The organism is Rhodoferax sp., from assembly GCF_018063565.1.
Lineage (GTDB): Bacteria > Pseudomonadota > Gammaproteobacteria > Burkholderiales > Burkholderiaceae_C > Rhodoferax.
The window spans coordinates 1-26,443 of sequence record NZ_JAGPBB010000055.1 but is presented as its reverse complement, the minus strand read 5'-3'; the positions used below and the strand labels follow the sequence as shown (position 1 = coordinate 26,443).

Sequence of the window (26,443 nt, the reverse complement as noted above, 5' to 3'; positions counted from 1 at the left end):
CGCCATTGGGCAGCTTGTTACCCAGGTCGAGGTTGATCAGCCCGCGATAACGGCCAATGCCATGGGCGCTGTGCACCACCGGGTCACCCACTTTAAGCTCACTCAGGTCCTTGATCAGCGCCTCAACATCGCTGACCTGCTCCTGCTTTTTGCGACGACGGGTGGTCGGGCTGGCGGCAAACAGCTCGGTTTCAGTGACAAAGTCAACGCCCGATTCCAGCCAGCTAAAACCAGTGGCCAGGCTGCTGGTGGCAATGCCAATGGGCTCCTTGCTGGCCAAAAACTCGGCCAGCGAATCGAAGCTGGGTGGGTCAAACGCGCTGCTGTGCAAAAAGTCGAGCAAGCTGGCACGCCGCCCGTCGCTCTCGGCCAGTACCAACACGCGCTGCTGGGTGTTGCGGATGTGCTGCTTGAGGCTGACCAGCGGGTCTTCGGCACCGCGTACCACGGTCAGCGCTGGCAATGCTGCAAACTCAGCAAAGACCTCCATTTGGGTCGGTGCTGGCCGTAGCGCCAGTTGGGCGTGCTGATTGACCCGTGCATAAAACTGCTCGGCACTTAAAAACAGCGCATCAGGCGGCAACACCGGGCGCTCCGGGTCGCCTTGCAGCAGCCGATGGCGCTCGCGCGTGTCCTGCCAGAAGTGGGCAAAAGCCGGCTCCAGATCGCCGTGTAACACCACGGTGGCGGTCTCGCCCAGGTAGTCAAACACCGTGGCTGTGCCTTCAAAAAACAGCGGCAGGTAATACTCAATACCCGCCGTGGCCACACCGTTGCCCATGTCTTTGTAGATGCGGCTGCGGGTGGGGTCACCTTCGAGCAGCTCACGCCAGCGGTGGCGAAAACGCGCTCGCGCCTCGTCATTCATCGGAAACTCGCGCCCGGGCAGCAGCCGCACTTCAGGCACCGGGTACAGGCTGCGCTGGCTGTCGGGGTCAAAAGTGCGGATGCTGTCGATCTCGTCGTCAAACAGATCCACCCGGTAGGGCACGGGTGAGCCCATCGGGAAAAGGTCAATCAGCCCGCCGCGCACGGCGTATTCGCCGGGGCTGACCACCTGGGTCACATGGCTGTAGCCGGCCAAGGTGAGTTGGGCTTTGAGCTTGGCCTCGTTGAGCCGCTGTTTCACCTTGAAATGAAAGGTGGTGCCCGCCAGAAAACTCGGCGGTGCCAGCCGGTACAGCGCGGTGGTGGCGGGTACCAGCACCACGTCGGCGCCGGTGTCGCGGTCATGCTGGCTGATGCGCCACAACGTTGCCAGGCGCTCGCTGATCAGGTCCTGGTGCGGCGAAAACGTGTCGTAGGGCAGGGTCTCCCAGTCGGGGAACAGCACACAGCGCAAATCCGGCGCAAAAAACGCCATCTCGTCGATCAGCCGCTGCGCATCGGGAGCATCCGCGGTGACGATGGCGGTGACTTTACCCAGATTCTTGTCGCGCAGCGCCAGTTGTGCCAGTAACAACGCATCGGCCGAGCCAACAGGGCGGGGCAGGGTGTAGCGTTTGCCGAGGGTGAGTTTGGGTAGATCCATAGGGGGCGAGAGCGGGCCAGCAGACCCAGGTGAGCGAGGCAAAAACACCAAAACCCTGCGCAAGGCCTGCCAGGGTGTCGTGTGCAGGATTCTAGAATGCTGGCCAAACCATGACCGAATTGACCGACATCAGCCTCACACCCGTCAGTGTTCCCCGTTGCTGGGCGCTGATCCCGTGCGCGGGCACCGGTTCGCGCGCGGGTGTGGCTGGCCCCAAACAATACCAGCCGATCGTCGGGATTCCCATGGTGTTGCATACCCTGGCAGCTTTCGCTTGCGTGGAACGCATTGATCAGGCTTTGGTGGTGGTGTCGCCCGATGACAGCTTTTTTCAAACACCACAGGCCATCAATGCCTCTTTTATCATAGCTGCTTGTGGCGGTTCTACAAGGGCTGCAAGCGTATTTAATGGTTTAAATGCGCTGCTGGCAGAAGGTGCGGTCGCGCATGACTGGGTGTTGGTGCATGATGCGGCGCGCTGCCTCATCACCCCGGAGCAGATCAACCAGTTGCTCGACGCCTGTCTGGACGACGAAGTCGGCGGCTTGTTGGCGCTGCCCTTGCCCGACACCCTCAAGGCCGCCGTGGGCGAGCGGGTGAGCGCCACCTTGCCGCGGGCCGATAAATGGCTGGCGCAAACGCCACAGATGTTTCGTATTGGCAGTTTGCTCGAAGCACTCGAACTCGCCGGTGACGCAGTCACAGACGAGTCCAGCGCCATCGAGGCGATGGGCTTGAGCCCCAAACTGGTGCACGGCAGCGCGCAAAACTTCAAGGTCACTTACCCGCAGGACTTTGAGTTGGCGCAGGCGGTGCTGCAAAGCCGACAAAGTTGATCAAAGAGCGATCCATGCAAATCAAAGTTGGCGAAGGCTGGGACATTCACGCACTGGTGGCCGGGCGAAAGCTGGTGCTGGGCGGAGTGGAGTTGCCGTTTCACCTGGGGCTATTGGGCCATTCGGACGCCGACGCTCTGCTGCACGCCATCACCGATGCGCTGCTGGGTGCGGCGGCGCTGGGGGATATCGGTACGCACTTTCCGGACACAGACGCACGTTTTAAAGGCGCCGATTCCAGCGTCTTGCTGGCTGAGGTGGCCCGGCAGGTGAGGGCACTCGGCTATCAGATCGGCAATCTCGACAGCACCATCATCGCCCAGGCACCCAAGTTGATGCCGTTTGTGGCCGCCATGCGGGCGCATATCGCCCACACGTTGGGCGTGCAAGTCGATCAGATCAACATCAAGGCAAAAACTGCCGAAAAAATGGGGCCGGTGGGTGCCGGCCAGGCAATCGAGGCGAGGGCCGTTGTCTTGTTGACTAAAAACCAGGTGAAACCGGACTTTGGCGCATAAAGCGCGACGCTTTATAGCGACGAGGATGACGGCTCAGGACGGCATGGTGCACAGGGGAATATCGTGTTGGGCCGACAGGGCTTCGAGCTGCTGACGGTTCAGCGCGGCGATGAACCGGGCCAACTGTAGCCGGGTGTCGGCGGTGCGCATCACTTCGAAACCGGTCCATTCAATGCCGGCCACGCCGCACAGCGTCCGGGCGAAATGCGGCTCGAGTGCTGCCAGCGCGACCCGACCGTCCCGGCAGGGGTAAATGTGGTAACCGGCGTGACTGCCACCCAGCAAACTGTCTGCGTCCATGCTGCCCCAGCTTCGGGGCAGCGCCAGGTGTGCTGCGGCATCGGCAAGCGCAATGTCGTGGCGACGACCCACGCCGGTCTGCCGCTGCAACAGCACCGCCTGCAAAATGGCTTCGGTGGCCAGCAGTGAGCCCGCCATGTCAGCGTACAAAGTGGCGGGCAAATCCAGACCCTTGACCAGCCCGGCCTGCGCGACATAGGTCAGGTCGTGGCCCGGTTCCTCCGCCAGCGCACCCCGGCCGCCAAAAATTGCCACCATCGACAGTTTGGGGTACCGCTGGTGCAGTGCGGGCCATTCCAGCCCCAGCTTGGTCAGGGCACTGGGTCGAAACGAAGTCAGCAGGATGTCCGCTTTCGACAGTTGGCGCTGCATTGCCCGCTGTCCACTGGCCAATTTGAGGTTGGCCTGCAGCACCCGAATGCCCTGGTGCATGGCCCGGTAGCCGGTCGCGCTGTAGGAGCTCATCGGGTCGCCGGTAATGCCATTGCCCGGCGCGGGCTGTGCTGGCGCTGGGGGCTCAAGTTTGATGCAGGTGGCACCCATCGCCCTGCAACGCTGCAGCGCGGCGGGACCGGGCAAATTGAGGCACAGACTGAAGATGCGAACATCCTTCAGGGGCTTGGGTATTGGCTGGCGTTGGCGCGTGCTGCTCATGGTCATTTCACTGGGCGAAGACCCAATTAGACCAGCTTGCTGTGGCACCTGGGCGATTCAATCAGGCGCGTCATGGGTATTGGGCTTGTCACGGAACAGAAGGTGTCGGCAGTTAGAATCCGGCCCCGGCAAGATCATTCTGTCTTGTCGTTTTTTTGCTTCTTCGCCTGAAAATTCGGGGCTTGCGGACCACGTCGAAGGAGTCAAATGGCTCAAGGAATTTCATGAAACGTGTGGACGACTTTCGCCTGATGTTCGGCAAAAAAGAGTATGTGCCGATCATGGTTGGCGGCATGGGCGTTGATATCTCGACCGCTGAGCTGGCGCTGGAGGCCGCCCGACTGGGTGGCATCGGGCACATCTCGGATGCCATGGTCAACGACGTCTCCGACCGCCGTTTCGACACCAGCTTTGTCAAAGACAAAACCAAACTCTACAAACACAACATCCTCAATTCCGACAAGTCAGAGGTCAAGTTTGATCTGCATATTCTGGCCGAAGCGACCCGCCGTCACGTCGGTGCCACGATGGAGGCCAAAAAAGGTGACGGCCTGATTTTTGTCAATTGCATGGAAAAGCTGACCATGAACGGCCCGCGCGAGACGCTGCAGGTACGCATGGCGTCGGCACTGGACGCGGGCATTGACGGCATCACCCTCAGTGCCGGGTTGCATTTGGGCTCGTTTGGCCTGATTGCCGATCATCCACGTTTTCGCGATGCCAAACTGGGGATCATTGTCTCCAGCGTGCGGGCCTTGCAGCTTTTTTTGCGCAAGAACGCCAGACTCAACCGTCTGCCTGATTTTGTGGTGGTGGAGGGGCCACTGGCGGGGGGGCACCTGGGTTTTGGACTGGACTGGGCGCAGTTCGACCTGGCCACCATCATGGCCGAGGTGATCCGGTACGTCAAAGACGAGCAACTTGATATCCCGGTGATCGCGGCGGGTGGCATCTTTACCGGCAGTGATGCGGTGTCTTTTCTGGAAACCGGATCTGCCGCAGTGCAGGTGGCGACCCGCTTTACGGTGTCTGAAGAATGTGGTTTGCCTGACGTGGTCAAGCAGGACTATTTTCGCGCCAGCGAGGCCGACATCGAGGTCAATACCATCTCGCCCACCGGTTACCCGATGCGCATGCTGCGGGGTTCACCGGCCATTGGTGACGGCATCCGTCCCAATTGCGAGTCCTATGGTTACCTGCTCGATGGTTCGGGCAATTGTGCCTATATCACTGCCTATAACCGCGAACTCGCCCTGCACCCGGATGGCAAGAATATTTCGGTCAAAGACAAAACCTGCCTGTGCACGCAGATGCGCAATTTCAAGTTGTGGACCTGTGGCCATTACACCTACCGCCTCAAGGACACGACGCGGCGCCATGCTGACGGCAGTTACCAACTGCTGAGTGCTGAACACATCTTCAAGGACTACCAGTTCAGCGTCGACCAGCAGATCGCCCTGCCGGCAGTGGATTAGCCCGGCTTGCCTGTTCAGAACTTGATGCCGGCCGGGTTGCCAGTGCCCGGTGGTGGCGGTGTCGCCGGACGGGCGGTGGTTCTGGGCTGGCTGGCGCGGGAGTTGGACGCACTCGGAACGGCAACCGCCTGTTCGGCCACCAAGGCGGTGGGTGCAGGGTTGTGATAGTTGGCGGGGAGTTTGTTTTGTTCCGGGTAACCTGCCGCGCCAAGGTACTGTGTCCACTCGGTTTCAGCAAAGCCGCGGATCTGTTGACTGCCCAGCGTCAAGAATGGCAGGGATGAGCTGCCACTCAGTCGTTGCAAGGACGCCGCATCGGCCGACGAACTGACTGTTTTCTCAGTGAACGGCACACCACGGCGGCGCAGCAGGTTGCGCCCATTGTCACAGGGCTCACAATCTTTGCCGGTATAGAGTGTGACCGGGTAACGTGCAACCACCTGGCGCAATTCAAACGGCAAGGCCGGATTGGCTGGGGCCGAAGGCGACGTCCCGCCGTCAACGTTGAGTTTGGCGGCATTGGCGGGGGGTTTGTCGGAGAACGTCACCTTGCCATTGGCGTCGACACTGCGGTAGACCGTTTGCGCCGTGCTCAGCAGTGGCAGCAGGGCCAGCAACACCGTACACCATCTCAGGCCTGGTCGATCACGGCCGCCAACACGGATCGGGTGAGTCTGTGCGCCGTTCAACTGTTGCATTGCTTCACTCCTGTGGGTACTTGGGTGACAACTTGACCTAAGGGACTGATGACGTCATGCCCTGATGTCGCAGCAGGGCATCCAGGTTCGGCTCACGCCCACGAAATGCCTGGAACGATGCCATGGCCGGGCGACTACCACCAGTTTCCAGCACCGTCTGGCGGAATTTACGCCCGGTTTGCACATTCGGCAAGCCATCGCTGCCACTGGTTTCCTCAAAAGCCGCGTAGGCATCAGCGCTCAGCACCTCGGCCCACTTGTAACTGTAATAGCCGGCCGCGTAGCCGCCGGCAAAGATGTGACTGAAGGTGTGCGCGCTGCGCGCCCAAGGCGGCGGATGCAACACCGCAACCTCGCTGCGTACCTGTTGCAGCAGGGGCTGAATGTCGGCCTGTGGCGGGTGGTCAAGGTGCAGCAACATGTCAAACAGCGCAAACTCGATCTGGCGCAGGGTCTGCATGCCACTCTGGTAATTCTTGGCGGCCAGCATCTTGTCGAACAGTGCACGTGGCAAGGCGGCACCGGTGTCGACGTGGGCGGTCATGTTTTTCAGCACGTCCCATTCCCAGCAGAAGTTCTCCATGAACTGGCTGGGCAGTTCGACGGCGTCCCATTCGACGCCACTGATGCCAGACACGTCCCGCTCGTCGACCTGGGTTAGCAGATGCTGCAGCCCATGGCCAAACTCGTGAAACAGCGTCGTGACATCGTCATGGGTCAGGAGCGCCGGCTTGCCATCCACACCATCGGCAAAGTTGCAGACCAGATGGGCGACGGGTGTCTGCAACGTCTGGGTATCCGGGCGCAACCAGCGCGCACGCACATCGTCCATCCACGCACCACCGCGCTTGCCATCACGTGCGCCGGGGTCCAGATAGAACTGACCCAACAGTGTCGGCTCACGGTTACCAGCCAGCGGGGCAGTCCGCTCGATCCGGAAAAAACGCACGGTGTCGTGCCAGACGGGCGCCTGGTCCTCGCGGATACACACTTCAAAAAGGGTTTCCACAATCCTGAACAAACCCGCCAGCACCGTGGGCAGCGGGAAGTACTGTTTCACCTCCTGCTCGTTAAAGGCATAACGTGCCTCCTTGAGTTTCTCGCCGATGTATGGCCAGTCCCAGGCCTGGGGCGCGGGCAGATCCAAGTGTTCTGCGGCAAAGGCACGCAGGTCTGCCACGTCCTTTTCGGCAAAGGGCCGCGCCCGCGCCGCCAGATCGCGCAGAAAGCTGACCACCTGTTGGGGCGACGTCGCCATCTTGGGAACGAGTGACAGGCTGGCAAAATTGGCGTAACCCAGCAGCGCAGCTTCTTCCTGGCGCAGGCCAAGAATCTCATGCATCAGCGCTGAGTTGTCGAATCTGCGTGTGGCTTCATCGGCCTGGTCAGAGGCGCGGGTGACGTAGGCGCGGTAGAGTTTTTCACGCAATGCACTGCTGTGTGCGAACTGCATCAGCGGCAGGTAGCAGGGTAACTTGAGTGTGAGTTTGTAGCCATCCTGACCCAGCGCCTGCGCCGCAGCACGTGCCGCCTGCAATACATCGTCCGGTACACCGGCCATTTCGTCTGGCTGTGCGTAATAAGCAAAGGCGTCGGTGGCGTCGAGCGCGTTCTCACTGAACTTCTGGCTCAGCGCCGCCTGGCGTTCCTGAATTTCGGCAAAACGCTGGCGTGGCGCACCTTGCAAATCTGCGCCACCCAGCACAAAGTTGCGCAGTGCAAGGCGATGCGCCTGTGCCTGCTCCGGGTTCAGGCTGTCAGCAGGGATCAATTTGTACTTGGCATACAGGCGCTCATCGGCACCGAGGCGGGTAAAAAACTCGGTGACCTTGGGCAAGACCGCGTTATAGGCGGCGCGCAGTTCAGGGGTGTCTGCCACGGCATTGAGGTGGTTGACACTGCCCCAGGCCCGCCCGAGTCGCTCGGTGGCGACATCCAGCACCGCCGATATGGCGAGCCAGCTCGGCGGGAATGCGGTTGCCGTGACCTCTTTGAGCGCAGTCTCGGCCAGTTGCAGCAGGTGGTCCAGCGCCGGCTCCACCTGCGCAGCCTCGATCTGGTCAAACCGTGGCAGATCATCCAAGGAAAGCAGAGGATTGTTCATGGCAGGTTCACGCAGCCGCACGCTCGGCCGCTTCAAGAGTGTTGACCAGCAGCATGGTAATGGTCATCGGACCAACCCCGCCGGGCACCGGGCTAATGTAGCCAGCCACTTGGCGCACACCTTCAAAATCGACATCGCCGCACAGTTTTCCGGCGTCGTTGCGGTTCATGCCCACATCCAGCACCACGGCACCAGGTTTCACCATGTCGGCGCTCAGCACATTGCGTTTGCCCACTGCGGCCACAATCACATCGGCCTGCAGGGTCATGGCTTTCAGGTCCCGGGTGGCGCTGTGGCAGATGGTGACGGTGGCGTGTTTTTGCAGCAGCATCAGCGCCATCGGCTTGCCGACGATGTTGGAGCGGCCGATCACCACCGCGTGTTTGCCGCGCAAATCGTAGCTGATGGATTCGAGCATTTTCATGCAGCCGTAGGGCGTGCAGGGCCAGAAGCCGGGCATGCCGGTCATCAGGGCACCGGCACTGGCCACGTGGAAACCGTCCACGTCTTTGGCGGGTGCGATGGCCTCAATCACCTTGGCAGAATTGATGTGCGCCGGTACCGGCAACTGCACCAGAATGCCGTGAATGGCGGGGTCATGGTTGAGCGCGTCAATGCGCGCCAGCAATGCCGCCTCGGTCATGTCGGCCTCGTATTTTTCCAGGACCGAATGCAGGCCGCCTTCCTGGCAGGCCTTGACCTTGTTGCGCACGTACACCTGCGACGCCGGGTTGTCACCCACCAGGATCACGGCCAGACCGGGTGTCACGCCGCGGCTTTTGAGTGCGGCAGTGCGTCGGGCCACATCGGCGCGCAATTGTTGGGACAGCGCGACGCCATCGATGATCTGTGCAGGGGTGGAGTTTGTGCTCATGTGGGATTTATCAATAAAAAAGCCCGCTAGCCCAATAGGTGCGGGCAGTGTTTGCTATGAAGTCAATAAATTATCGGGCGGTCATCAGGGTTTGACGGCGTTCGGGCCGAGGGCAATTTTCAGCAGATCTGCCACCGTATTGGCGCTCAGCTTCTCCATGATGTTGGCCCGGTGCGCCTCAACGGTCTTGATGCTGATGCCCAGGTCGTCGGCGATCTGTTTGTTCAAACGGCCTGCCACGATACGCTCCAGCACCTGCGACTCGCGCAGTGTCAGGCGCGCCATCAGTGCGTCTCGGTTGATGGCACTCTGGTACTCGGCGAATGAATCTTTGGCCTGGTCGAGCATGCGCTCCACCAGCGGCACCAGCTGTTCCTCGTTGAATGGCTTCTGGATGAAATCCATCGCGCCTTTCTTCATGGTGTCGACCGCCATCGGCACATCACCATGGCCGGTGATGAAAGCCAGTGGCAACGGAGAGTGGCTCTCGAGCAGGCGATTTTGCAATTCAAGTCCGGTCATGCCCGACATGCGGATGTCGACAATCAGACACGCCACCTCGCGCGGGTCGTAGCGGCTCAGAAACGACTCGGCAGAGTCAAAGCAGCGGACCCGGTAGTCTTTGCCTTCGAGCAGCCATTGCAAAGAATCACGGACCGCTTCGTCATCATCGACCACATACACCGTGCCTTTTTTCGGAATCAAACTCATGGCGAAACCTGCAATCCTTGGGGTTCAGAACGTTTCAAGCTCGGTGTGGCCATTGGGTCTGCCATGGGAATCCAGAAGGTGAAGCAGCAGCCAACGATCACTTCTCCATTGTAGAGGTTCTCCGCTTTCATTCTTCCCATGTGGGACTCGACGATGGAGCGGCAAAGCGACAGGCCGATGCCCATGCCTTCGGCCTTGGTGGAGTAAAACGCTTCATAGAGACGCGCCATGACTTCAGGCGCAATACCGGCCCCCGAGTCAATCACCTTGAATTCCACCACCACCTTGCCTTCTACCTGCCCGGGTGCCACGCGCAGCTTGACCAGGCGCTGCGGCGTTGGGCGCTGTGCCGAATCGACCGACTCTGCGGCATTCTTCAGCAGATTGAGCAGCACCTGTTCGATCAGGATCGGGTCCACCAGCAGATTGGGCATGCCCGGTGCCACGTATTGCACCAGCTTGACATTGCGGCGGCGCAGCTCGATTTCGGCCAGTTCAACCGCCTCTGCCACCATGTTGCTGATGCTGGCATTGGTGCGGTTGGGCTCGCTGCGTTTCACAAACGAGCGGATGCGCTGGATGATCTGACCGGCGCGGTGTGCCTGTCGTGCCGTTTTCTCCAGTGCGCCCAGCAGCTCTTCCTGGCTGATCTGGCTGCCTTTGATGCGTGACACCATGCCGTTGCAATAGTTGTTGATGGCCGTGAGTGGTTGATTAAGCTCGTGCGCCACGCTGGACGCCATTTCACCCATGGTGATCAGGCGGCTTGACGCCTGGGCGCGTTCGGCCTGCACCTCGCTTTGCTCCTCCGCCATGCGCCTGGCGGTGATGTCGGTGGCAATCACCATTTGCGCCAGCCGTCCGTCGACCCAGCTCAGGTAACGTGTGCGCACCTCCAGCCAGCGGCCCAGACTGCCCAGGTAGACCTCGGCACTCTCGGCTTCTTTGTCGTGCAGGTGGTTGGTCGGCAGGCCGACAAACATGTCCACCATGTCCTGGGTTTCATCGCTGTTGACGGGAGTCGGTACACCGGCTTCTGCCACCAGCTGCTGGTGCCCTTGGGCGTGGGTGCCAAACCACAAGCGGTACAGCTTGTTGGCAAACAACAGTTCGTCATTGCCCAGCGGCGCCACCGAGATCGAGGCATCGAGCGCTTCCAGAACCGTGGTGAAGCGCTCATGCGATGCTGCCAGCTGCTCACGTACCCGATTGGGTTCGGTGATGTCGGTCATTGAGGTCATCCAGCCGGTCTGCTGCCCAAACGCGTCGATGAGGGGTGACACATACAAACGGGCCTCGATGATGCTGCCGTCCTTGCGTTTCACGCGCAGCTGGATGCCACTGGCCTGCACGCGACCCGACAATTCTTCCGACAGGCGGGTTTTCATCACCTCGAAATCTTCTTCTGGCCAGTACGGGAACGGTGCTGATCGACCAATCAGCTCGGATTCTTCCCAGCCGGTCATGCCGCAAAACGCAGAATTGACATAGGTGATACGGCCTTGCATATCGAGCGCGCGCATGCCGGTCAACATCGAGTTTTCCATGGCGCGGCGAAACGCCGTCTCTTGCACCAGCGCGTCCTGGGCCTGAATGCGCCGGCGCGTATGGCGCCAGTTGGCCAGCAGCAACCAGGCCGTTGCACCACTGAGCAACATCACCAGCCAGAACAGCCCGCTGCCAATCAGTCCCAATGAGGTGCGGTACACCTGGCCGCGGATGGTCAGGCCGTTGCCGACCGGGGAGACCGGTATCTCATAGGCATTGATCGGGTTGGCCCAGGGCAGGAAGCGACGCTTCAGGCTGCCTTCGGTGACGCTGGTACCGGCCAGTGGCCGACCCAGTGCGTCATGAAAGGATACGGCGTACTTGGAGGTGATCTCAAACGGAACGCCGTAGCGGTACAGCGCGTCGATGGAGTACTCGGCCATCAGGTCACCCTTGAATTGCGCCTTGTCGATCAAGGGCAAATGCAACTGCAGCACCGCAGCCATATTGGGAACGGCGTGGGGCGTCGAATAGATCGGCAGCAGCAGGTCGCGCACGGTCTGAAAGTTGTCAACCGTGTCGGGCGCGGAGATGATGGAGCCACTGCTCTTTTGGTATCTGTCTGAACGGCTGGCTGTGTTGAAACTGACGCGCACCAGCTTTTTGTCGTCAATCCAGGTCAGCCCCTGCAGCTCCGGGAAAATGCTGGCAAATGCCTCGGCCCGCGCCAAAAATACTGCGCGGCTCACCTCACGACTGGAGATCTCACGCGCAAAACGCATGAGCTGCTCTTGTTGCTCCAGCAGGCGCAGGCGCAAGCGCTGCTGGGTGTATTCGATGTCGCGATTGATGGCCTCACGCTCACGCGCAATTTCCTCGAAGCGCAGATAGGCAAATACCACCATGATGACCAGCAGGAACAGCAGCACCGCAGCCAGTGGTGCCAGCATGGCAAAGCGGTCTTGACGCTGCGGCGACTGTCGTGACCACCAGCGTCGCAGCCGCAGCAGCGGCGTTGGCTTGGCAGACGCGGGGTGTTCCGTAACGGTCAACTCAGTCATAGGGCCGAGTGTAGGAGTTTTCGTGTGTCAGGAAACCGACGTTAAATTTCATATTGTGAATTACAATAACACTATTTGAAATTTGACGCCAAATGGTTTTAGAATCATGATCGAGATCAAAAACGCCATTTGACATACGATCATTCGACACCTGAACAGGAGACAAACATGCCCAACTCGCAAAACACCATCAGCCCCCTGGCGCAGGACGCCGACCGCGAGGAAACTCGCGAATGGATGGACGCACTAAGCGCCGTCATCGAAGCAGAAGGGCCGGAACGCGCCCATTTCTTGCTTGAGCAGCTGTTGGAACATGCGCGCCAGAGCAGCATCGACATGCCGTTCTCGGCCAACACCGGTTATGTCAACACCATCGAGCCAGACCAGGAAGAGCGCTGCCCCGGCAACATCGAAATTGAAGAGCGCCTGCGCGCCTACATGCGCTGGAACGCCATGGCGATGGTGGTCAAGGCCAACCGCCATCACCCCGAAGACGGCGGGGACCTGGGCGGGCACATCGGCTCGTTTGCCTCGCTGGCGCACATGTTCGGTGCCGGGTTTAACCATTTCTGGCACGCCGAGTCGCAAGACCATGGTGGCGACTGCATCTATATCCAGGGCCACGTCGCCCCCGGCGTCTATGCAAGGGCCTATCTGGAAGGGCGCCTGACCGAAGAGCAGTTGTTGCACTTCCGCCAGGAGACCGGCGGCAAGGGTCTGTCAAGCTATCCGCACCCCAAGCTGATGCCCGAGTTCTGGCAGTTCCCCACGGTCTCGATGGGGCTGGGGCCGCTGATGGCGATCTACCAGGCGCGCTTTCTGAAGTACCTGCATGCACGCGGCATCGCCAACACTGCCAATCGCAAGGTCTGGGTGTTCTGCGGTGACGGCGAGATGGACGAAGTGGAGTCCCTGGGTGCCATCGGTCTGGCTGCACGTGAGAAGCTCGACAACCTGGTATTTGTCATCAACTGCAACCTGCAGCGGCTGGACGGCCCGGTACGGGGTAACGGCAAGATCATCCAGGAACTCGAAGGCACTTTCCGCGGTGCCGGCTGGAACGTGATCAAACTGATTTGGGGTAGTGAGTGGGATCCGCTGCTGGCGCGCGACAAGGACGGCGCGCTGCGCAAGGTGATGATGGACACGCTCGACGGCGATTACCAAACCTTCAAGAGCAACGACGGGGCCTATGTACGCAAGCACTTCTTTGGCCGCGCGCCCGCGACCGCCAAGATGGTTGAGAAAATGAGCGACGACGACATCTGGCAACTGCGCCGTGGCGGCCACGACCCGCAAAAGGTCTATGCCGCCTACGCCGCTGCCGTCAAACATACCGGCCAGCCCAGTGTGTTGCTGATCAAGACGGTGAAAGGCTTTGGCATGGGCAAGGCCGGTGAGGGCAAGAACAATGTGCATCAGACCAAAAAGCTCACCGACGACGACATCAAGGCGTTTCGTGATCGCTTCAACATCCCGGTGCCCGACAGCCAGATCAAGGACATCCCGTTTTACAAGCCGGCCGACGATACTCCCGAAATGCGCTACCTGCACGAGCGGCGCAAGGCGCTTGGCGGCTATTTGCCGCATCGGCGTACCCGGGCCGATGAGCAGTTCACCGTGCCATCGCTGGATATCTTCAAAAGTGTGATGGAACCCACCGCTGAGGGCCGCGAAATCAGCACCACCCAAGCCTATGTGCGCTTCTTGACGCAATTGCTGCGCGACCAGGCGCTGGGGCCACGCGTGGTGCCGGTGCTGGTGGACGAGGCACGCACCTTTGGCATGGAAGGGCTGTTCCGGCAGGTGGGCATTTACAACCCTGCCGGCCAGCAATACACCCCGGTCGACAAAGACCAGGTGATGTATTACAAGGAAGACGTCAAGGGCCAAATCTTGCAGGAGGGCATCAACGAAGCGGGTGGCATGGCCAGCTGGATTGCCGCGGCCACCAGCTACTCCACCAGCAATCGCATCATGGTGCCGTTTTACGTGTACTACTCGATGTTTGGCTTTCAGCGCATTGGCGATCTGGCCTGGGCGGCGGGTGACATGCAGGCGCGCGGCTTCTTGCTGGGTGGCACGAGCGGGCGCACCACGCTCAATGGCGAAGGCCTGCAGCACGAAGACGGCCACAGCCATATCCTGGCAGGCACCATCCCCAACTGCATCAGCTACGACCCGACTTTTGCGCACGAAGTCGGCGTGATCCTTCACCATGGCTTGAAGCGCATGGTGGAAAAGCAGGACAACGTCTTCTACTACCTGACACTGCTCAACGAAAACTATGCCATGCCGGGCCTGACGCCAGGCACCGAAGAGCAGATCATCAAGGGCATGTACCTGTGCAAGCCGGGCGCTGAAGGCGTGGTGGCGCCGCGCGTGCAACTACTGGGCTCGGGCACCATCCTGCGCGAGAGCTTTGTCGCGCAAAAGCTGCTGGCAGTGGACTGGGGGGTCCAAGCCGACGTCTGGAGCTGCCCGAGTTTCAACGAACTGGCGCGTGACGGCCAGGCGTGTGAACGGTACAACCTGCTGCATCCGCTGGATACCCCCCAGGTATCGTTTGTGGCGCAGCAACTCGCAAGTGCCGGTGGCCCGGTGGTGGCATCCACCGATTACATCAAGGCCTACGCCGAGCAGATTCGCCCCTTTATTCCTGCAGGCCGAAGCTACAAGGTTCTGGGTACCGACGGCTTCGGGCGTAGCGACTTCCGCAGCAAACTGCGCGAGCATTTTGAAGTGAATCGCCATTACATCGTGGTGGCGGCACTCAAGGCGCTGGCGGAAGACGGCGCATTGCCCATGGCCAAGGTGGCAGAAGCCATTGCCAAGTATGGCATCGCCACCGACAAGATCAACCCGCTGTACGCCTGAGCCCCAAGGAGAACCCAGATGTCATTAATCGAAATCAAAGTTCCCGATATTGGCGATTTCAGCGATGTGGCGGTGATCGAAGTGCTGGTCAAGCCGGGTGATACCGTGCGGACCGAGCAGTCACTGCTGACCGTTGAGTCGGACAAGGCGTCGATGGAAATCCCGTCGAGCCATGCCGGTGTGGTGAAAGAGCTCAAGGTCGCGCTGGGTGACAAAGTCAGCCAGGGCTCGCTGGTGCTGCTGCTTGAGGTGGCGGGTGAGGCGGCTGCGCTTGAGCCCGCCGCGAGTGCGGTGCCTGTTGCAAGCGGCAGTCCCGCGCCAGATCAGGTGCCAGCCCAAGCGCGTCAGGCGCAAGCGGCTGCTGTTCTTGAAGTGGCTTCGGCAGGGCCGGTGGAATTGCGGGTGCCAGATATTGGCGACTTCAAGGATGTGGTGGTGATCGAGGTCATGGTCAAGGTGGGCGACGCGGTCAAGGCCGAGCAAAGCCTGATCACCGTTGAGTCTGACAAGGCGTCGATGGAGATCCCCGCCAGTGCAGCCGGAGTGATTGGATCCTTGCTGGTCAAGCTGGGTGATAAGGTCAATCAGGGCGATCTGTTGGCGCGGCTCGTCGGCGCGTCCTCGGTCACTGGCGATTTGTTACCAATTGAGGCTCCAGCGCTGATCAGTCCATCCAATGTAGCTATCACAGAAATAGCGAAACCGATGGTTTCGGCACCGGCCCACCAGCCAGGTGGCACGGTGCTGGGCTTGCCCCATGCGTCACCATCGGTGCGCAAGTTCGCACGCCAGCTGGGTGTGCCGTTGTCCGAGGTCAAAGGCTCAGGACCCAAAGGCCGTATCAGTGAAGCCGACGTGCAAGCGTTTACCCGTTCGGTGATGGGGGGTGCGGTTCAGACTGCAGCCATTGCCGCCGTGCAGCAGGCAGCCAAACCGGCGGCACCAGCGTCGAGCGACGGCGCTGCGCTTGGCCTGATCCCGTGGCCCAAGGTCGACTTTGCCAAGTTTGGCCCGATCGAGCGCAAGGAACTCAGCCGCATCAAGAAGATCAGCGGCGCCAACCTGTTGCGCAACGCCATCATGATTCCTGCCGTCACCAACCATGACGATGCCGACATCACCGACCTGGAAGCGTTTCGTGTTGCGACCAACAAAGAGAACGAGAAGAGTGGCGTCAAGGTCACCATGCTGGCATTCCTGATCAAAGCGTGTGTGGCGGCACTCAAGAAGTTTCCCGACTTCAATAGCTCGCTTGACGGTGATGCCTTGGTCTACAAGCAGTACTACCACATCGGCTTTGCTGCCGACACACCCAACGGGCTGATGGTGCCGGTGATCAAGGATGCCGACAAAAAAGGCATCTTCCAGATCAGCACCGAAATGAGCGAACTGGCCAAAAAGGCACGCGACGGCAAGCTCAGCCCGACCGAAATGACCGGTGCCACCTTTACCATCAGCAGCCTGGGTGGCATTGGCGGGCGCTATTTCACGCCCATCATCAACGCGCCGGAGGTGGCGATTCTGGGTGTGTGCCGCTCCACGATCGAGCCGGTGTGGGACGGCAAGGTCTTCCAGCCGCGTCTGATGCTGCCGTTGAGCCTGACCTGGGACCACCGGGTGATCGACGGCGCGGCCGCCGCCCGCTTTAACGTCTATCTGGGTCAAATCCTGGGTGATTTCCGCAGGGTTCTACTGTGATCTTGGGGTCAGACCACTTTGCGCAGCAAATGAGACTTTGGGGTCAGACCACTTCGCGCAGCGAATGTGCTCTGACCCCAACACATTCAATCTGAATTGGAAAGAGACAAATGGCACTTATCGACATCAAAGTCCCCGACATTGGCGACTTCGCCGAAGTCACCGTCATCGAGTTGCTGGTCAAGCCCGGCGACAGCATCAAGCCCGAGCAAAGCCTGATCACGGTCGAGAGTGACAAAGCCTCGATGGAAATCCCCAGCAGCCACGGCGGCGTGGTGAAAGAGCTCAAGGTCAAGCTCGGCGACAAGGTGTCTGAGGGGTCCGTGCTGTTGCTGCTGGAGGCGACAGAGGGCGGCGTCGCGCCGCCTGCCGCTGCGGCATTGCCTGCTTCAGAAGAAAATAGGTCGCCAGCGCAATCCCATCAAGCGCAGGCAGCTTCAGTAACGGTAGCAAATGTGGCCTCCAGCCCGGCACCCGAGGCGGCCAGCTTTACCGGCACGGCCGATCTGGACTGCGACCTGCTGGTGCTCGGAGGTGGCCCGGGTGGTTACTCTGCCGCCTTCCGTGCGGCTGACCTGGGACTGAAAGTGGTCATCGTCGAACGTTACGCGCAGTTGGGTGGTGTGTGTCTGAACGTAGGCTGCATTCCGTCTAAGGCGCTGTTACATGTGGCCGCTGTGATGGACGAAGTCAGCCACCTGGGCGACCTGGGCGTTGACTTTGGCGCACCAGTCGTCAACATCGACAAACTGCGCGGCCACAAAGAGAAAGTCATCGGCAAGCTCACCGGCGGCCTGGCGGCCATGGCCAAAATGCGCAAGGTGACCACCTTGCGCGGCTATGGCGCATTCGTTGGCCCCAACCATGTGGCGGTGGAAGAAACCAGCGGTGCAGGGCAGGACAAGACCGGTGGCAAAAAAACCGTCGCGTTCAAAAAGTGCATCATTGCCGCAGGCAGTCAGGCCGTGCGCCTGCCCTTCATGCCCAATGACCCACGCGTGGTGGACAGCACCGGTGCCCTGGCACTGAAAGAAGTGCCCAAACGCATGCTGATTCTCGGCGGCGGCATCATTGGCCTGGAGATGGGCACCGTCTACAGCACGCTGGGCGCCCGCCTGGACGTGGTGGAGATGCTCGACGGCCTGATGCAGGGTGCCGACCGCGACCTGGTCAAGATCTGGCAGAAGATGAACGCCAAGCGCTTTGACAACATCATGTTGAAGACAAAAACCGTCGCAGGCGAAGCAACCTCGGAAGGGATAAAAGTCACCTTTGCGCCAGCCGAGGAGGGCGTCAAGGTTCCTGAGCCACAAATCTACGACCTGGTATTACAAGCGGTGGGTCGCAGCCCGAACGGCAAAAAGATTGCTGCAGAAAAGGCCGGCGTGGCGGTCACAGACCGAGGTTTTATCAACGTCGACATCCAGATGCGAACCAATGTGCCCCATATCTTTGCCATCGGCGACATCGTCGGCCAACCGATGCTGGCGCACAAGGCGGTGCACGAGGCGCATGTGGCCGCTGAAGTGATTGCCGGCGAATTGCAGGGCAACAAAGAGCTGGCCAGCGCCGCCTTCAACGCCCGAGTGATCCCAAGCGTGGCCTACACTGACCCTGAAGTGGCCTGGGTGGGCCTGACGGAAGACCAGGCCAAAGCACAAGGCATCAAGGTCAAGAAGGGCCTGTTCCCCTGGACGGCCTCAGGCCGCGCCATTGCCAATGGCCGCGACGAAGGCGTCACCAAGCTGCTGTTTGATGACTCATCCGAAGCCCATGGTCATGGCAAGATCTTGGGCGGCGGCATGGTCGGCACCCACGCGGGCGACATGATTGGCGAGGTGGCGTTGGCCATTGAAATGGGTGCGGACGCCATCGACATCGGCAAGACCATTCACCCGCACCCGACGTTGGGTGAAAGCATCGGCATGGCGGCTGAGGTGGCACACGGCAGTTGCACGGATGTGCCGCCTGCGCGGAAGTAAACCAGCCTCCACGAAACCCTGATCAAGCCCGAACTGATCACGGTTCAGGCTTTGTGCCCTCCGGACCCACTCGATCGTCGTACAGGATGCAGCGGTTGCGCCCCTGCGCTTTGGCTTGGTACATCGCCATATCGGCACGCGAAAGCACCGGGTCGATGGTGGATTCGCCCGGGCGCAGGCTGGCCAGGCCCAAGCTCACGGTGCACCGAATGGCAACGCCGGCTGGGAGCATCACGCTCAGGGCTGCAATCCGCTCGCGCAGTTTTTCAGCAACGGATCTCGCTGCCACGCTGTCTGTCTGCGGCAGCAAGGCCACAAACTCTTCGCCACCGAAGCGGCCGAGCTGATCCCCAAGCCGCATGATTTGGCGCATGGCGTTCGCGACTTCGACCAGTGTCCGGTCGCCCGCGACGTGGCCATGCTCATCGTTGATGGGCTTGAAGTGGTCGATGTCGATCATCAACACTGTGAGAGGTTGTGCATGCCGTGCCGATTGCGACACCTGCGCTTCGCTCCATTCGAGCATGGCGCGTCGATTGAGCAGGCCCGTCAGCTGGTCGGTACGGGCAAGGTGTTGCAAGGCCAACTCACGCCGGTCGATCTCATCGAGGAACGCGGCCTGAATCAGCAGGATCACGAGCGACACCACCGCAATGTTTGCCAGCACGATGGCGCGGTACAGCGATGGCTCCAGTTCCCCCACCAGGGCCAGCGAAGGCACCAGCTCGGCAATGAAGTAGAAGACGAGCGAGATGGCTGCCAGCGCCAACCGCAGCGTGCGGTCTCGCGCTTCAAACAGGATGAAGGCGATTGGCGCCGTAATGATGAAGTACAGTTGCACACCGCTGTGGCGCGACAGGAACAGCAATACGAGGAGCAGGATTTGAATCAGGAACACGAGGCTCACTGCCAGGCGCGCCAGCTTGGGGTGGCCTGCCCGCACGATAGCGAAATAGCTGAAATAGCCCAACGTGCAGACCAGGTTCACGACAAAGGCTGACACCGAGTCCAGCACAAGGAGGTAGAAGAAGCAGTAGCCCAGGCTGATCGCCACGCCCATTGCGGCCAGCAGGTTGCCCACCCGCAGCCGATAGCGCTCACCTTCAGGCACACCCTGCGTGCCGAACTCATAGATCTGGGAAAACCATGCGGGTGCCATAAGGTAGATACTGAAACAGGAAGGGTAATTCATCCGCCTTCGGCCAAGTATGGCATGGGTTTGTCAAACTGACCCTGGCACGCGGGCCACCTTGTTGGGATGACGGTGGCAATACCCGGACTGATGACGGGGTGCAAACCGAGTCAGACTGGAAAATGGCGGCGCAATCGAGATCGCAATTTGAGGCCGATCAGAGCATCAAGGGTGACTGATAGAAGCATCGATTGAGCTGCGCTGCGTGGCAGGTTGCGTGCGCGGCAGATCCAAAGGCGACATTTCTCATGAGATTTCACCATCAAGCTGTCGCGATGGCAGAGCCTGCACAAGGCAGCATGATCGGGAACCTAAAAACGAGCATGTCAGAAATGTTGTGTGCAATGCGTCACAGCTCGACGCGGTGACCGGAGCCCACCACAAGTCACGACATGGTTGGTCGCAATTTCTGCAGGCTCTGAATCCGCGGCACTGCTTTCTCAGGATTGTGACCAGTTGTCCTCTGCAAGCGGAGTGCGTGCGTCACCTTGCTGGCGCTGAAATCGGTACGAAACCCTGACCGCAGTCTATAAACAGTCTGTAAGAGCGCGAAATTGAAAAAGCCCACTATGTTTTACGTAGTGGGCTTTCCTTTGTTGTATTGGTGCCGGAGAGATGAATCGAACACCCGACCTTCTCATTACGAATTAGCAGGGATACATAGACCCACTAATTAATGCACCTTAATAAACCCCTATTGTCCCAATGAAAACGGCATAATAGCCTTAACGGGCTAGCACGATGTTTTACCAAATCATCCCCTGTTTGCTAGCCCGGTGCTAGCCCGGTGCTAGCCCAAAAATGGAAAGGTGGACACCGTGGCTACTGCGAATCATCAAAAGCTCACCAAGACCCTGCTGGCCGGTCTGGTTGCCCCCGCTGCGGGTAAGCGCCAGGTGATCTATGACACCGAAACACCAAAGTTGGCAATGCGCATGACGCACACCGGAGTGCGCGCCTTCTACGTGGTCAAGCGATTGGGGGGTGCCATGGTTTGGGTCAAGCTTGGCACTTTCCCTGACATGACATGCGAGCAAGCCCGCAATGAAGCAGGCAAGGTACTCGGGGAGTTCGCCAAGGGAGAAAACCCGGCGGCTGTGAAGCGAGCGGTGAAAGCTGAACTGACCTTTGGCGAAGCGTTTGATGACTTCCTTGAACGTAAGCGCAAGCGGGATGGTTCCGCAATCAGTGACAAGACCAAGCGGGATTACAAGGACTTGCTGCGGCTGTATCTGGACGGAATCAAAGGCAAAAAGTTGTCTGCGATTGAGCGTAACGAGGTCAAAGCGATTCATGCCAGAACGACCAAAAAAAGCGCCGCTCAAGCCGACCGCGTTGTGGCTGTGGTTTCGGCGGTTTTCACGTTCATGCTAGCCCACGAACGATTCAGCGGCCAGAACCCAGCGACAAGGATTCAGAAGAATCCAGCCCCTAGCCGTGACCGATTCTTGCAGGCGGACGAACTGACGCCATTCTTTAAGGCGCTTTCGGAATCGACCAACGAAATCATGCGTGACTTCTTTCTGCTGGCGCTGCTGACGGGAGCGCGTCGCGCCAATGTGTCCGCAATGCGGTGGGTCGATATTGATCTGACGGCAGGTGTTTGGCGCATCGCCAAGACCAAGAACGGCACGCCGCAAACTGTGACGCTATCACCGGAGGCGGTGGCCGTATTGGAATCGCGCAAGGCAGACGGCGGCGAATTCGTGTTCCCCGGCGAAGGCAAGACCAAACATATCGTGGAGCCGAAAAAGGCATGGGCAACGCTTCTCAAAGCGGCGGGCATTGAAAACCTGCGTATCCATGACTTGCGCCGGACGCTGGGCAGTTGGCAGGCACGCACGGGCGCATCGTTGCCAATCATCGGCAAGAGTCTGAATCACAAGACCCATCAAGCCACGGCAATTTATGCTCGACTTGATCTTGATCCAGTGCGCCAGTCCGTCAACACTGCGACGGCGGCAATGATGGAGGCGGCAGGGTTGAAGAAAAAAACCGAAGTCGTCCGGCTAAGGACGGCAAAGAGGTAGATCATTATTAAGCCACGCCTAGCTATCGGCTGATCCCCGATGGCGAAAACCGGGACACCCTGACCCGGCGGCGCTGGTTTTCTATCAGGTGCGTTAGGGACGCTATGACTCCGAGCATCAACGAAAACGACATACCGAACGGTGAAGTGGACTACTTGGAGCTTCCGCAGTTCGGTGCACAGTATTTCAATCTTGAGGATGCAGCACTTTTAGCCGCGTTAGACGAGTGGTGGCTGGTCAACGGCGGGGATGACCCAGACTTTGACGAGCTGGTTTCCAACGCCGAAGCGCGAAAAGCTGCGCAACCCCTTCAACAAAAAATCGTAAAAGCCCTCCTTAGGGCCGCATCGGCTAAGGAGCTAAAAGTAAAGGTCTTGGCTCGTGAGTTGGGTTCGGGCGAACCAATCCCGTGGAGAACCTATGCACACATTGGTGAGATTAGGGAACTGCTGCAACTCTATGGCCTTGGGAACTGTCATTTGATTGAATGGGCTGAATCGCTCGATGACGACGTTTATGACCTTGCCCTGTCAATCTACAGGCGGAGAGGCTTGATTAAATATGGGCTAACGCCTGTTAGTCGTGAGGTTTCGGGTACAACTCTGATGGAACAACATCAACAGCTACAACAAAAATTTGACTCGCAGAGCTTAAAAATAGCTCACCTTGAGCGTCGGTCAAATCATGCAGCGGGCGATAGTCGCCCCCTATTGACCACCGAGCGCAACACTCTGCTGACGATCATTGCCGCACTGGCAAAACAAGCCAAGATCGACATCAAAGAGACCGGAAAATCTGCACAATATATTTCAGGATTGACCGACGAATTAGGTGCGAATGTTTCCAAACGCGCTATTGAAGAACACTTGAAGAAAATTCCCAATGCGCTGGCAACCCGCATGAAATAACAGGTTTTTTGGCAATTGCCAATTCAGTTTGGCAGTTGCCCCAATGATTGCCTCGGTTTCTTCAAAGTTCGCTTCCATACCGCAACGCAATCCAGCAAAGCGGGTCTCTATGAAAGCGAATCATGACCCTTCAATCCATCGTTCAAGCCAGCAAGGAACTGCTTGATGACAAGGCCGCTGCCGCCGTTCTAGACGTAACGCCGGGTACGTTGTCGGTGTGGCGCTCCACCGGGCGCTATGCACTTCCGTTCCTGAAAGTCGGTCGCAAAGTTCGATACCGGCATTCCGACCTTCTGGCATGGTTGGAAAAGCGTACCCGTGAAACCGGCGCTACCGCGTAAGGGGATCGTCATGCCGTTTGACCGCACCCTACTCCCCGACCCGGTTACCTACTTTGAAAACCAAGGCCTGACCCTCAAAGGCCCACGGTCTGCCAAGTGGAAAACCACCACCTGCAACTTTCATGGCGGCTCGGATTCCATGCGCGTCAACGTCGCCACGGGCGCATGGGTCTGCATGAGCTGCGGCGAGAAAGGCGGCGACGTGCTGGCCTATGAGATCAAGGACGGTGGCCGTGAATTTGTGGACGCTGCCAAAGCCTTGGGCTGCTGGGTGGACGATGGCCGCCCCCAGGTGCAAACCAAGCCCACACCGCTCAGCCCGCGCCTGGCACTGTCCGTGATGGCGTTCGAGTCCACGCTGGCCGCTGTGGCTGCCGGTAATGTGGCCAACGGTGTGACGCTGACCGAAGCCGACCGCGCGCGGCTGATGGTGGCGGCAAACCGCATCAACCGACTGGTGGAGGCGTTCGCATGAAACCGGAAGACTACGAACACTTTGCCGCCGGTCTGGATGACGATGCAGGCCTTGCATTAGATATCAATTCAGTAGCTGCTTACGCAATAGATACGGGGGCTATAGGCCAATTTGATGCTGAACTTTCGCCAGCGCTCTACCGGCGTGAGGTTGTCCTGACCAATGGCGCAGACTTGACACCAGAGCCGGTTATCTGGCTTTGGCCTTACTGGCTGGCACGCGGAAAGCTGCACTTGCTGGCTGGCGCGCCCGGCCAGGGCAAAACCACGATTGCAATGGCGATGGCGGCAACTGTCTCCATCGGCGGACGCTGGCCGGATGGCAGCCGGTGCGAGCCCGGTAACGTGCTTATCTGGAGTGGCGAAGATGATCCGGCGGATACGCTGCTGCCCCGGTTGATCGCGTCCGGTGCGGACCGTGCGCGCTGCTTCTTTGTCAGCGGCACCCAGGTTGCAGGGGAATTGCTGGCATTCAATCCCGCGACAGATATGCAGGGGCTGGAGCGGCAGGCGCTAGCCATTGGCGGGGTCAGTCTGCTGGTCGTTGATCCGGTCGTCAGCGCGGTGGCAGGCGACAGCCACAAGAACGCAGAAGTACGGCGCGACCTACAACCCATTGTTGACCTTGCCAGCCGGTTGGGCGCTGCCGCCATTGGCATCACACACCTGTCCAAGGGTGGGGCTGGTGGTGACCCCGCAACGCGGGTAATCGGTTCCATTGCATTCACGGCGGTGGCCCGCGTGGTGTTGGTCGCGGCCAAGGTGAAGGGAGAAGAGGGGCAAGATCGCCGAATTCTGGCGCGAGGCAAGTCCAATATCGGGCCTGACAACGGCGGGTTTGAGTACCACATTGAACAGGCCGAGCCGCTGCCAGACATTCACGCGAGCTACATCACATGGGGGCAGGCGGTCGATGGCACGGCGCGCGAGTTGCTGACCGACCCCGACGGCAAGGACGAGAACGCGCCCAACGAGGACCACAACGATGCGGTGGAAATGTTGCGCTCAGAACTGACGGCGGACTGTTGGACGAATTCAGCACTTGCCAGCAAACCGCTGGCAGATGCCGGGTTTTCCAAAAAGGCCATTTGGAAGGCGACCAAGAAGCTGGGTGTGATCCGTCACAAATGCGGATTCGGGAAACAGTTGGCAGTCCATTGGAGACTGCCGGGCTGTGGCGATGTGCCGTTCATTGACGCCAGCTTGGCCCCCGCCATAGATTCCACGCCCATAGATTTCCCCATAGATTCCATAGATTCCGGCGTCGGAAACGGGGAATCTATGGAATCTATGCTGATGGCGAAACCATTGGACGCTGTGGTGCTTGCCGACGTGGAGGTGTTCTAAATGGCCGCCCCTTGTGCAAGCGCCATCGTCGATCAATTGCGCGGTGCTGGCCTGAACCTCTCCCTGGCACCCGCCGGGGGTCTGGCAGTGGCACCGTCCAGCCACTTGACCGAAGACCTGCGCGCACTGATCCGCGATAGCAAAGCCCTGCTGATCGACTGGGTGAAGTCGGCCAACGATGCCGACAGTGCTGCACCTGAACCGTCGAGCAACCCAGCCAGCCCGACCGACTGGCACGCGCTGGACGCGGCCTATCTGGCACACCACTTTAATTGCCCCACTTGCATTGCCGCTGGACGCGGCAGCCGGTACGGGTTGCGCTGTGGAACCGGCGCGGCATTGTGGCGGGCGTATTCAGCGGCGCAGCTACCCGGTCCGCAATATTTCAACTCCACACCCACCAAGGCCTGACCATGGCAAAGCGCAAGCAAACCGAATACATCCAAGGCCACGCCACCCACCGGCGCACCGAAGGCGATTACATGGGCGTGTTGCTCGATGCCGTAACCCTGGACGACTGGCGCGGCGTTGTCACAGGCGCATTGCAGGCAGCCAAGGGCGGCGATCCGCAGGCGCGTAACTGGCTGGCGCAATACCTTGTCGGCAGGCCCGAAGGCAAAGCCCCCACGCCCTTGAACATCGTGGTGCAGCAACTCAACGGGCTTGATCCACTGGTAAACAGGCTCGCAAAACCCATGCCACGAAGCCAGCCAGCCCGACTTGATGAAATGGGCCGACGCGGCCATGTACCAGGCCAAGGATGCGGGGCGCAACGGGGTGCAGTTTTATCAATCGCCTGAACGCAATCGTTGAACACGCGTTTATGACCTGTGAGTCATGGGATCCGCTCGTGACATCCATGAACGTACGAATGCACTCGGAGCACCCGCAACGGGGTATGAAGCTGGTCGCAACTGAAACAACGACCGCTACCCATAAGACCGAATCGCACAATTGGCTTGCCCGAAAGCTGACCGTGGCGAACGACTTTTTACGCTGCACAGGAGCCGACTGTGCCGACTTTCTGACTTTTTTTGGTGGATGACTGCTTTGGGGAAATCGGCGCAGTGAATGGCCGCTTATGAGCACTGATTCCCAATGGCAGCACCTGGCCATCAAGAGCCAGCCGGTTCCTCAATTTGTTCGCCCGAAACTTGACGTTGAACCCTTTATCAAATTGGGTGACCGCATTGCTGCCGGTCACGAGCGCGAACTTTGTGCCCTTATGCACAGTGCCCAGTTATCAACAGTTTGTTGCGATCGGACTTTAGGGTGCCCTTTGTAAGGGGCAACACCCGAGGTCATTGCCCTTTACATAATTACAGGGTCTTCAAGAACTCCAAC

General features: G+C 59.5%; 21 protein-coding genes. 13 read left to right on the top strand and 8 right to left on the bottom strand.

The window, feature by feature from the left end:
* Positions 1 to 1,531, bottom strand: a 1,531-nt coding sequence (locus KBF66_RS13040; protein ID WP_365732545.1) for a CarD family transcriptional regulator, incomplete at its 3' end; no start/stop codon positions are given.
* Positions 1,532 to 1,641: 110 nt separating this feature from the next.
* Between KBF66_RS13040 and ispD the strand changes: the two genes are divergently transcribed.
* Positions 1,642 to 2,367, top strand: coding sequence for a 2-C-methyl-D-erythritol 4-phosphate cytidylyltransferase (ispD, locus tag KBF66_RS13035; RefSeq protein WP_296657497.1), 726 nt, complete (start codon positions 1,642 to 1,644; stop codon positions 2,365 to 2,367).
* Between the two features lie 14 nt (positions 2,368 to 2,381).
* Complete coding sequence (gene ispF, locus KBF66_RS13030) at positions 2,382 to 2,885, top strand: 2-C-methyl-D-erythritol 2,4-cyclodiphosphate synthase (protein ID WP_296657494.1); 504 nt, start codon at positions 2,382 to 2,384, stop codon at positions 2,883 to 2,885.
* Between the two features lie 33 nt (positions 2,886 to 2,918).
* Here ispF and KBF66_RS13025 read toward each other — a convergent pair whose 3' ends face one another.
* Positions 2,919 to 3,839 carry a CoA transferase gene (locus KBF66_RS13025; RefSeq protein ID WP_296657491.1) on the bottom strand — a complete coding sequence of 307 codons (921 nt, stop codon included), beginning with the start codon at positions 3,837 to 3,839 and terminating at the stop codon, positions 2,919 to 2,921.
* A 224-nt stretch (positions 3,840 to 4,063) separates the two neighbouring features.
* Between KBF66_RS13025 and KBF66_RS13020 the strand changes: the two genes are divergently transcribed.
* A complete protein-coding gene (locus tag KBF66_RS13020) occupies positions 4,064 to 5,314 on the top strand; it encodes a nitronate monooxygenase (RefSeq protein WP_296657488.1) in 1,251 nt (416 codons plus the stop codon).
* A 14-nt stretch (positions 5,315 to 5,328) separates the two neighbouring features.
* Here the strand turns inward: KBF66_RS13020 and KBF66_RS13015 are convergent, their stop codons facing one another.
* The 5 genes from KBF66_RS13015 to KBF66_RS12995 all read right to left on the bottom strand — a co-directional run bounded on the left by KBF66_RS13015 (position 5,329) and on the right by KBF66_RS12995 (position 12,250).
* Complete coding sequence (locus tag KBF66_RS13015) at positions 5,329 to 6,012, bottom strand: glutaredoxin family protein (RefSeq protein ID WP_296657483.1); 684 nt, start codon at positions 6,010 to 6,012, stop codon at positions 5,329 to 5,331.
* 37 nt (positions 6,013 to 6,049) lie between these two features.
* Positions 6,050 to 8,116 carry a M3 family metallopeptidase gene (locus tag KBF66_RS13010; RefSeq protein ID WP_296657479.1) on the bottom strand — a complete coding sequence of 689 codons (2,067 nt, stop codon included), beginning with the start codon at positions 8,114 to 8,116 and terminating at the stop codon, positions 6,050 to 6,052.
* Between the two features lie 7 nt (positions 8,117 to 8,123).
* Positions 8,124 to 8,990: a bifunctional methylenetetrahydrofolate dehydrogenase/methenyltetrahydrofolate cyclohydrolase FolD gene (gene folD / locus KBF66_RS13005; protein ID WP_296657477.1), complete on the bottom strand. Its 867-nt coding sequence runs from the start codon at positions 8,988 to 8,990 to the stop codon at positions 8,124 to 8,126.
* 84 nt (positions 8,991 to 9,074) lie between these two features.
* Positions 9,075 to 9,701, bottom strand: a complete 627-nt coding sequence (locus KBF66_RS13000) for a response regulator (protein WP_296657475.1) — start codon at positions 9,699 to 9,701, stop codon at positions 9,075 to 9,077.
* Positions 9,698 to 12,250 carry a PAS domain-containing sensor histidine kinase gene (locus tag KBF66_RS12995; protein ID WP_296657472.1) on the bottom strand — a complete coding sequence of 851 codons (2,553 nt, stop codon included), beginning with the start codon at positions 12,248 to 12,250 and terminating at the stop codon, positions 9,698 to 9,700. Before KBF66_RS12995 ends, KBF66_RS13000 begins: the two co-directional genes overlap by 4 nt.
* 168 nt (positions 12,251 to 12,418) lie before the next feature.
* Between KBF66_RS12995 and aceE the strand changes: the two genes are divergently transcribed.
* From aceE to lpdA, 3 genes are all read left to right on the top strand, one after another.
* Positions 12,419 to 15,127 (top strand): pyruvate dehydrogenase (acetyl-transferring), homodimeric type, encoded by a 2,709-nt coding sequence (aceE, locus tag KBF66_RS12990; protein ID WP_296657468.1) that lies wholly within the window; start codon positions 12,419 to 12,421, stop codon positions 15,125 to 15,127.
* A gap of 18 nt (positions 15,128 to 15,145) precedes the next feature.
* Positions 15,146 to 16,825, top strand: coding sequence for a dihydrolipoyllysine-residue acetyltransferase (aceF, locus tag KBF66_RS12985; protein WP_296657464.1), 1,680 nt, complete (start codon positions 15,146 to 15,148; stop codon positions 16,823 to 16,825).
* A 110-nt stretch (positions 16,826 to 16,935) separates the two neighbouring features.
* Positions 16,936 to 18,807 carry a dihydrolipoyl dehydrogenase gene (gene lpdA / locus KBF66_RS12980; protein WP_296657460.1) on the top strand — a complete coding sequence of 624 codons (1,872 nt, stop codon included), beginning with the start codon at positions 16,936 to 16,938 and terminating at the stop codon, positions 18,805 to 18,807.
* Between the two features lie 37 nt (positions 18,808 to 18,844).
* On the opposite strand, the gene KBF66_RS12975 is transcribed toward lpdA, so the two are convergent.
* A complete protein-coding gene (locus tag KBF66_RS12975) occupies positions 18,845 to 19,966 on the bottom strand; it encodes a GGDEF domain-containing protein (protein ID WP_296657456.1) in 1,122 nt (373 codons plus the stop codon).
* Between the two features lie 851 nt (positions 19,967 to 20,817).
* Here KBF66_RS12975 and KBF66_RS12970 point away from each other — a divergent pair.
* The 7 genes from KBF66_RS12970 to KBF66_RS12940 all read left to right on the top strand — a co-directional run bounded on the left by KBF66_RS12970 (position 20,818) and on the right by KBF66_RS12940 (position 25,899).
* Positions 20,818 to 22,029 (top strand): site-specific integrase, encoded by a 1,212-nt coding sequence (locus tag KBF66_RS12970; protein ID WP_296657453.1) that lies wholly within the window; start codon positions 20,818 to 20,820, stop codon positions 22,027 to 22,029.
* Positions 22,030 to 22,133: 104 nt separating this feature from the next.
* A complete protein-coding gene (locus KBF66_RS12965; protein WP_296657451.1) occupies positions 22,134 to 22,937 on the top strand; it encodes a hypothetical protein in 804 nt (267 codons plus the stop codon).
* 122 nt (positions 22,938 to 23,059) lie between these two features.
* On the top strand, positions 23,060 to 23,278 hold the full coding sequence (locus KBF66_RS12960) for a helix-turn-helix domain-containing protein (protein ID WP_296657447.1): 219 nt from the start codon (positions 23,060 to 23,062) through the stop codon (positions 23,276 to 23,278).
* 10 nt (positions 23,279 to 23,288) lie between these two features.
* Complete coding sequence (locus KBF66_RS12955; protein ID WP_296657443.1) at positions 23,289 to 23,753, top strand: CHC2 zinc finger domain-containing protein; 465 nt, start codon at positions 23,289 to 23,291, stop codon at positions 23,751 to 23,753.
* Positions 23,750 to 25,099 (top strand): AAA family ATPase, encoded by a 1,350-nt coding sequence (locus KBF66_RS12950; RefSeq protein WP_296657439.1) that lies wholly within the window; start codon positions 23,750 to 23,752, stop codon positions 25,097 to 25,099. Before KBF66_RS12955 ends, KBF66_RS12950 begins: the two co-directional genes overlap by 4 nt.
* Positions 25,100 to 25,510, top strand: coding sequence for a hypothetical protein (locus KBF66_RS12945; RefSeq protein ID WP_296657437.1), 411 nt, complete (start codon positions 25,100 to 25,102; stop codon positions 25,508 to 25,510). It begins immediately after the preceding gene.
* A gap of 2 nt (positions 25,511 to 25,512) precedes the next feature.
* Positions 25,513 to 25,899, top strand: coding sequence for a hypothetical protein (locus KBF66_RS12940; RefSeq protein WP_296657432.1), 387 nt, complete (start codon positions 25,513 to 25,515; stop codon positions 25,897 to 25,899).
* Positions 25,900 to 26,443 lie beyond the last annotated feature (544 nt).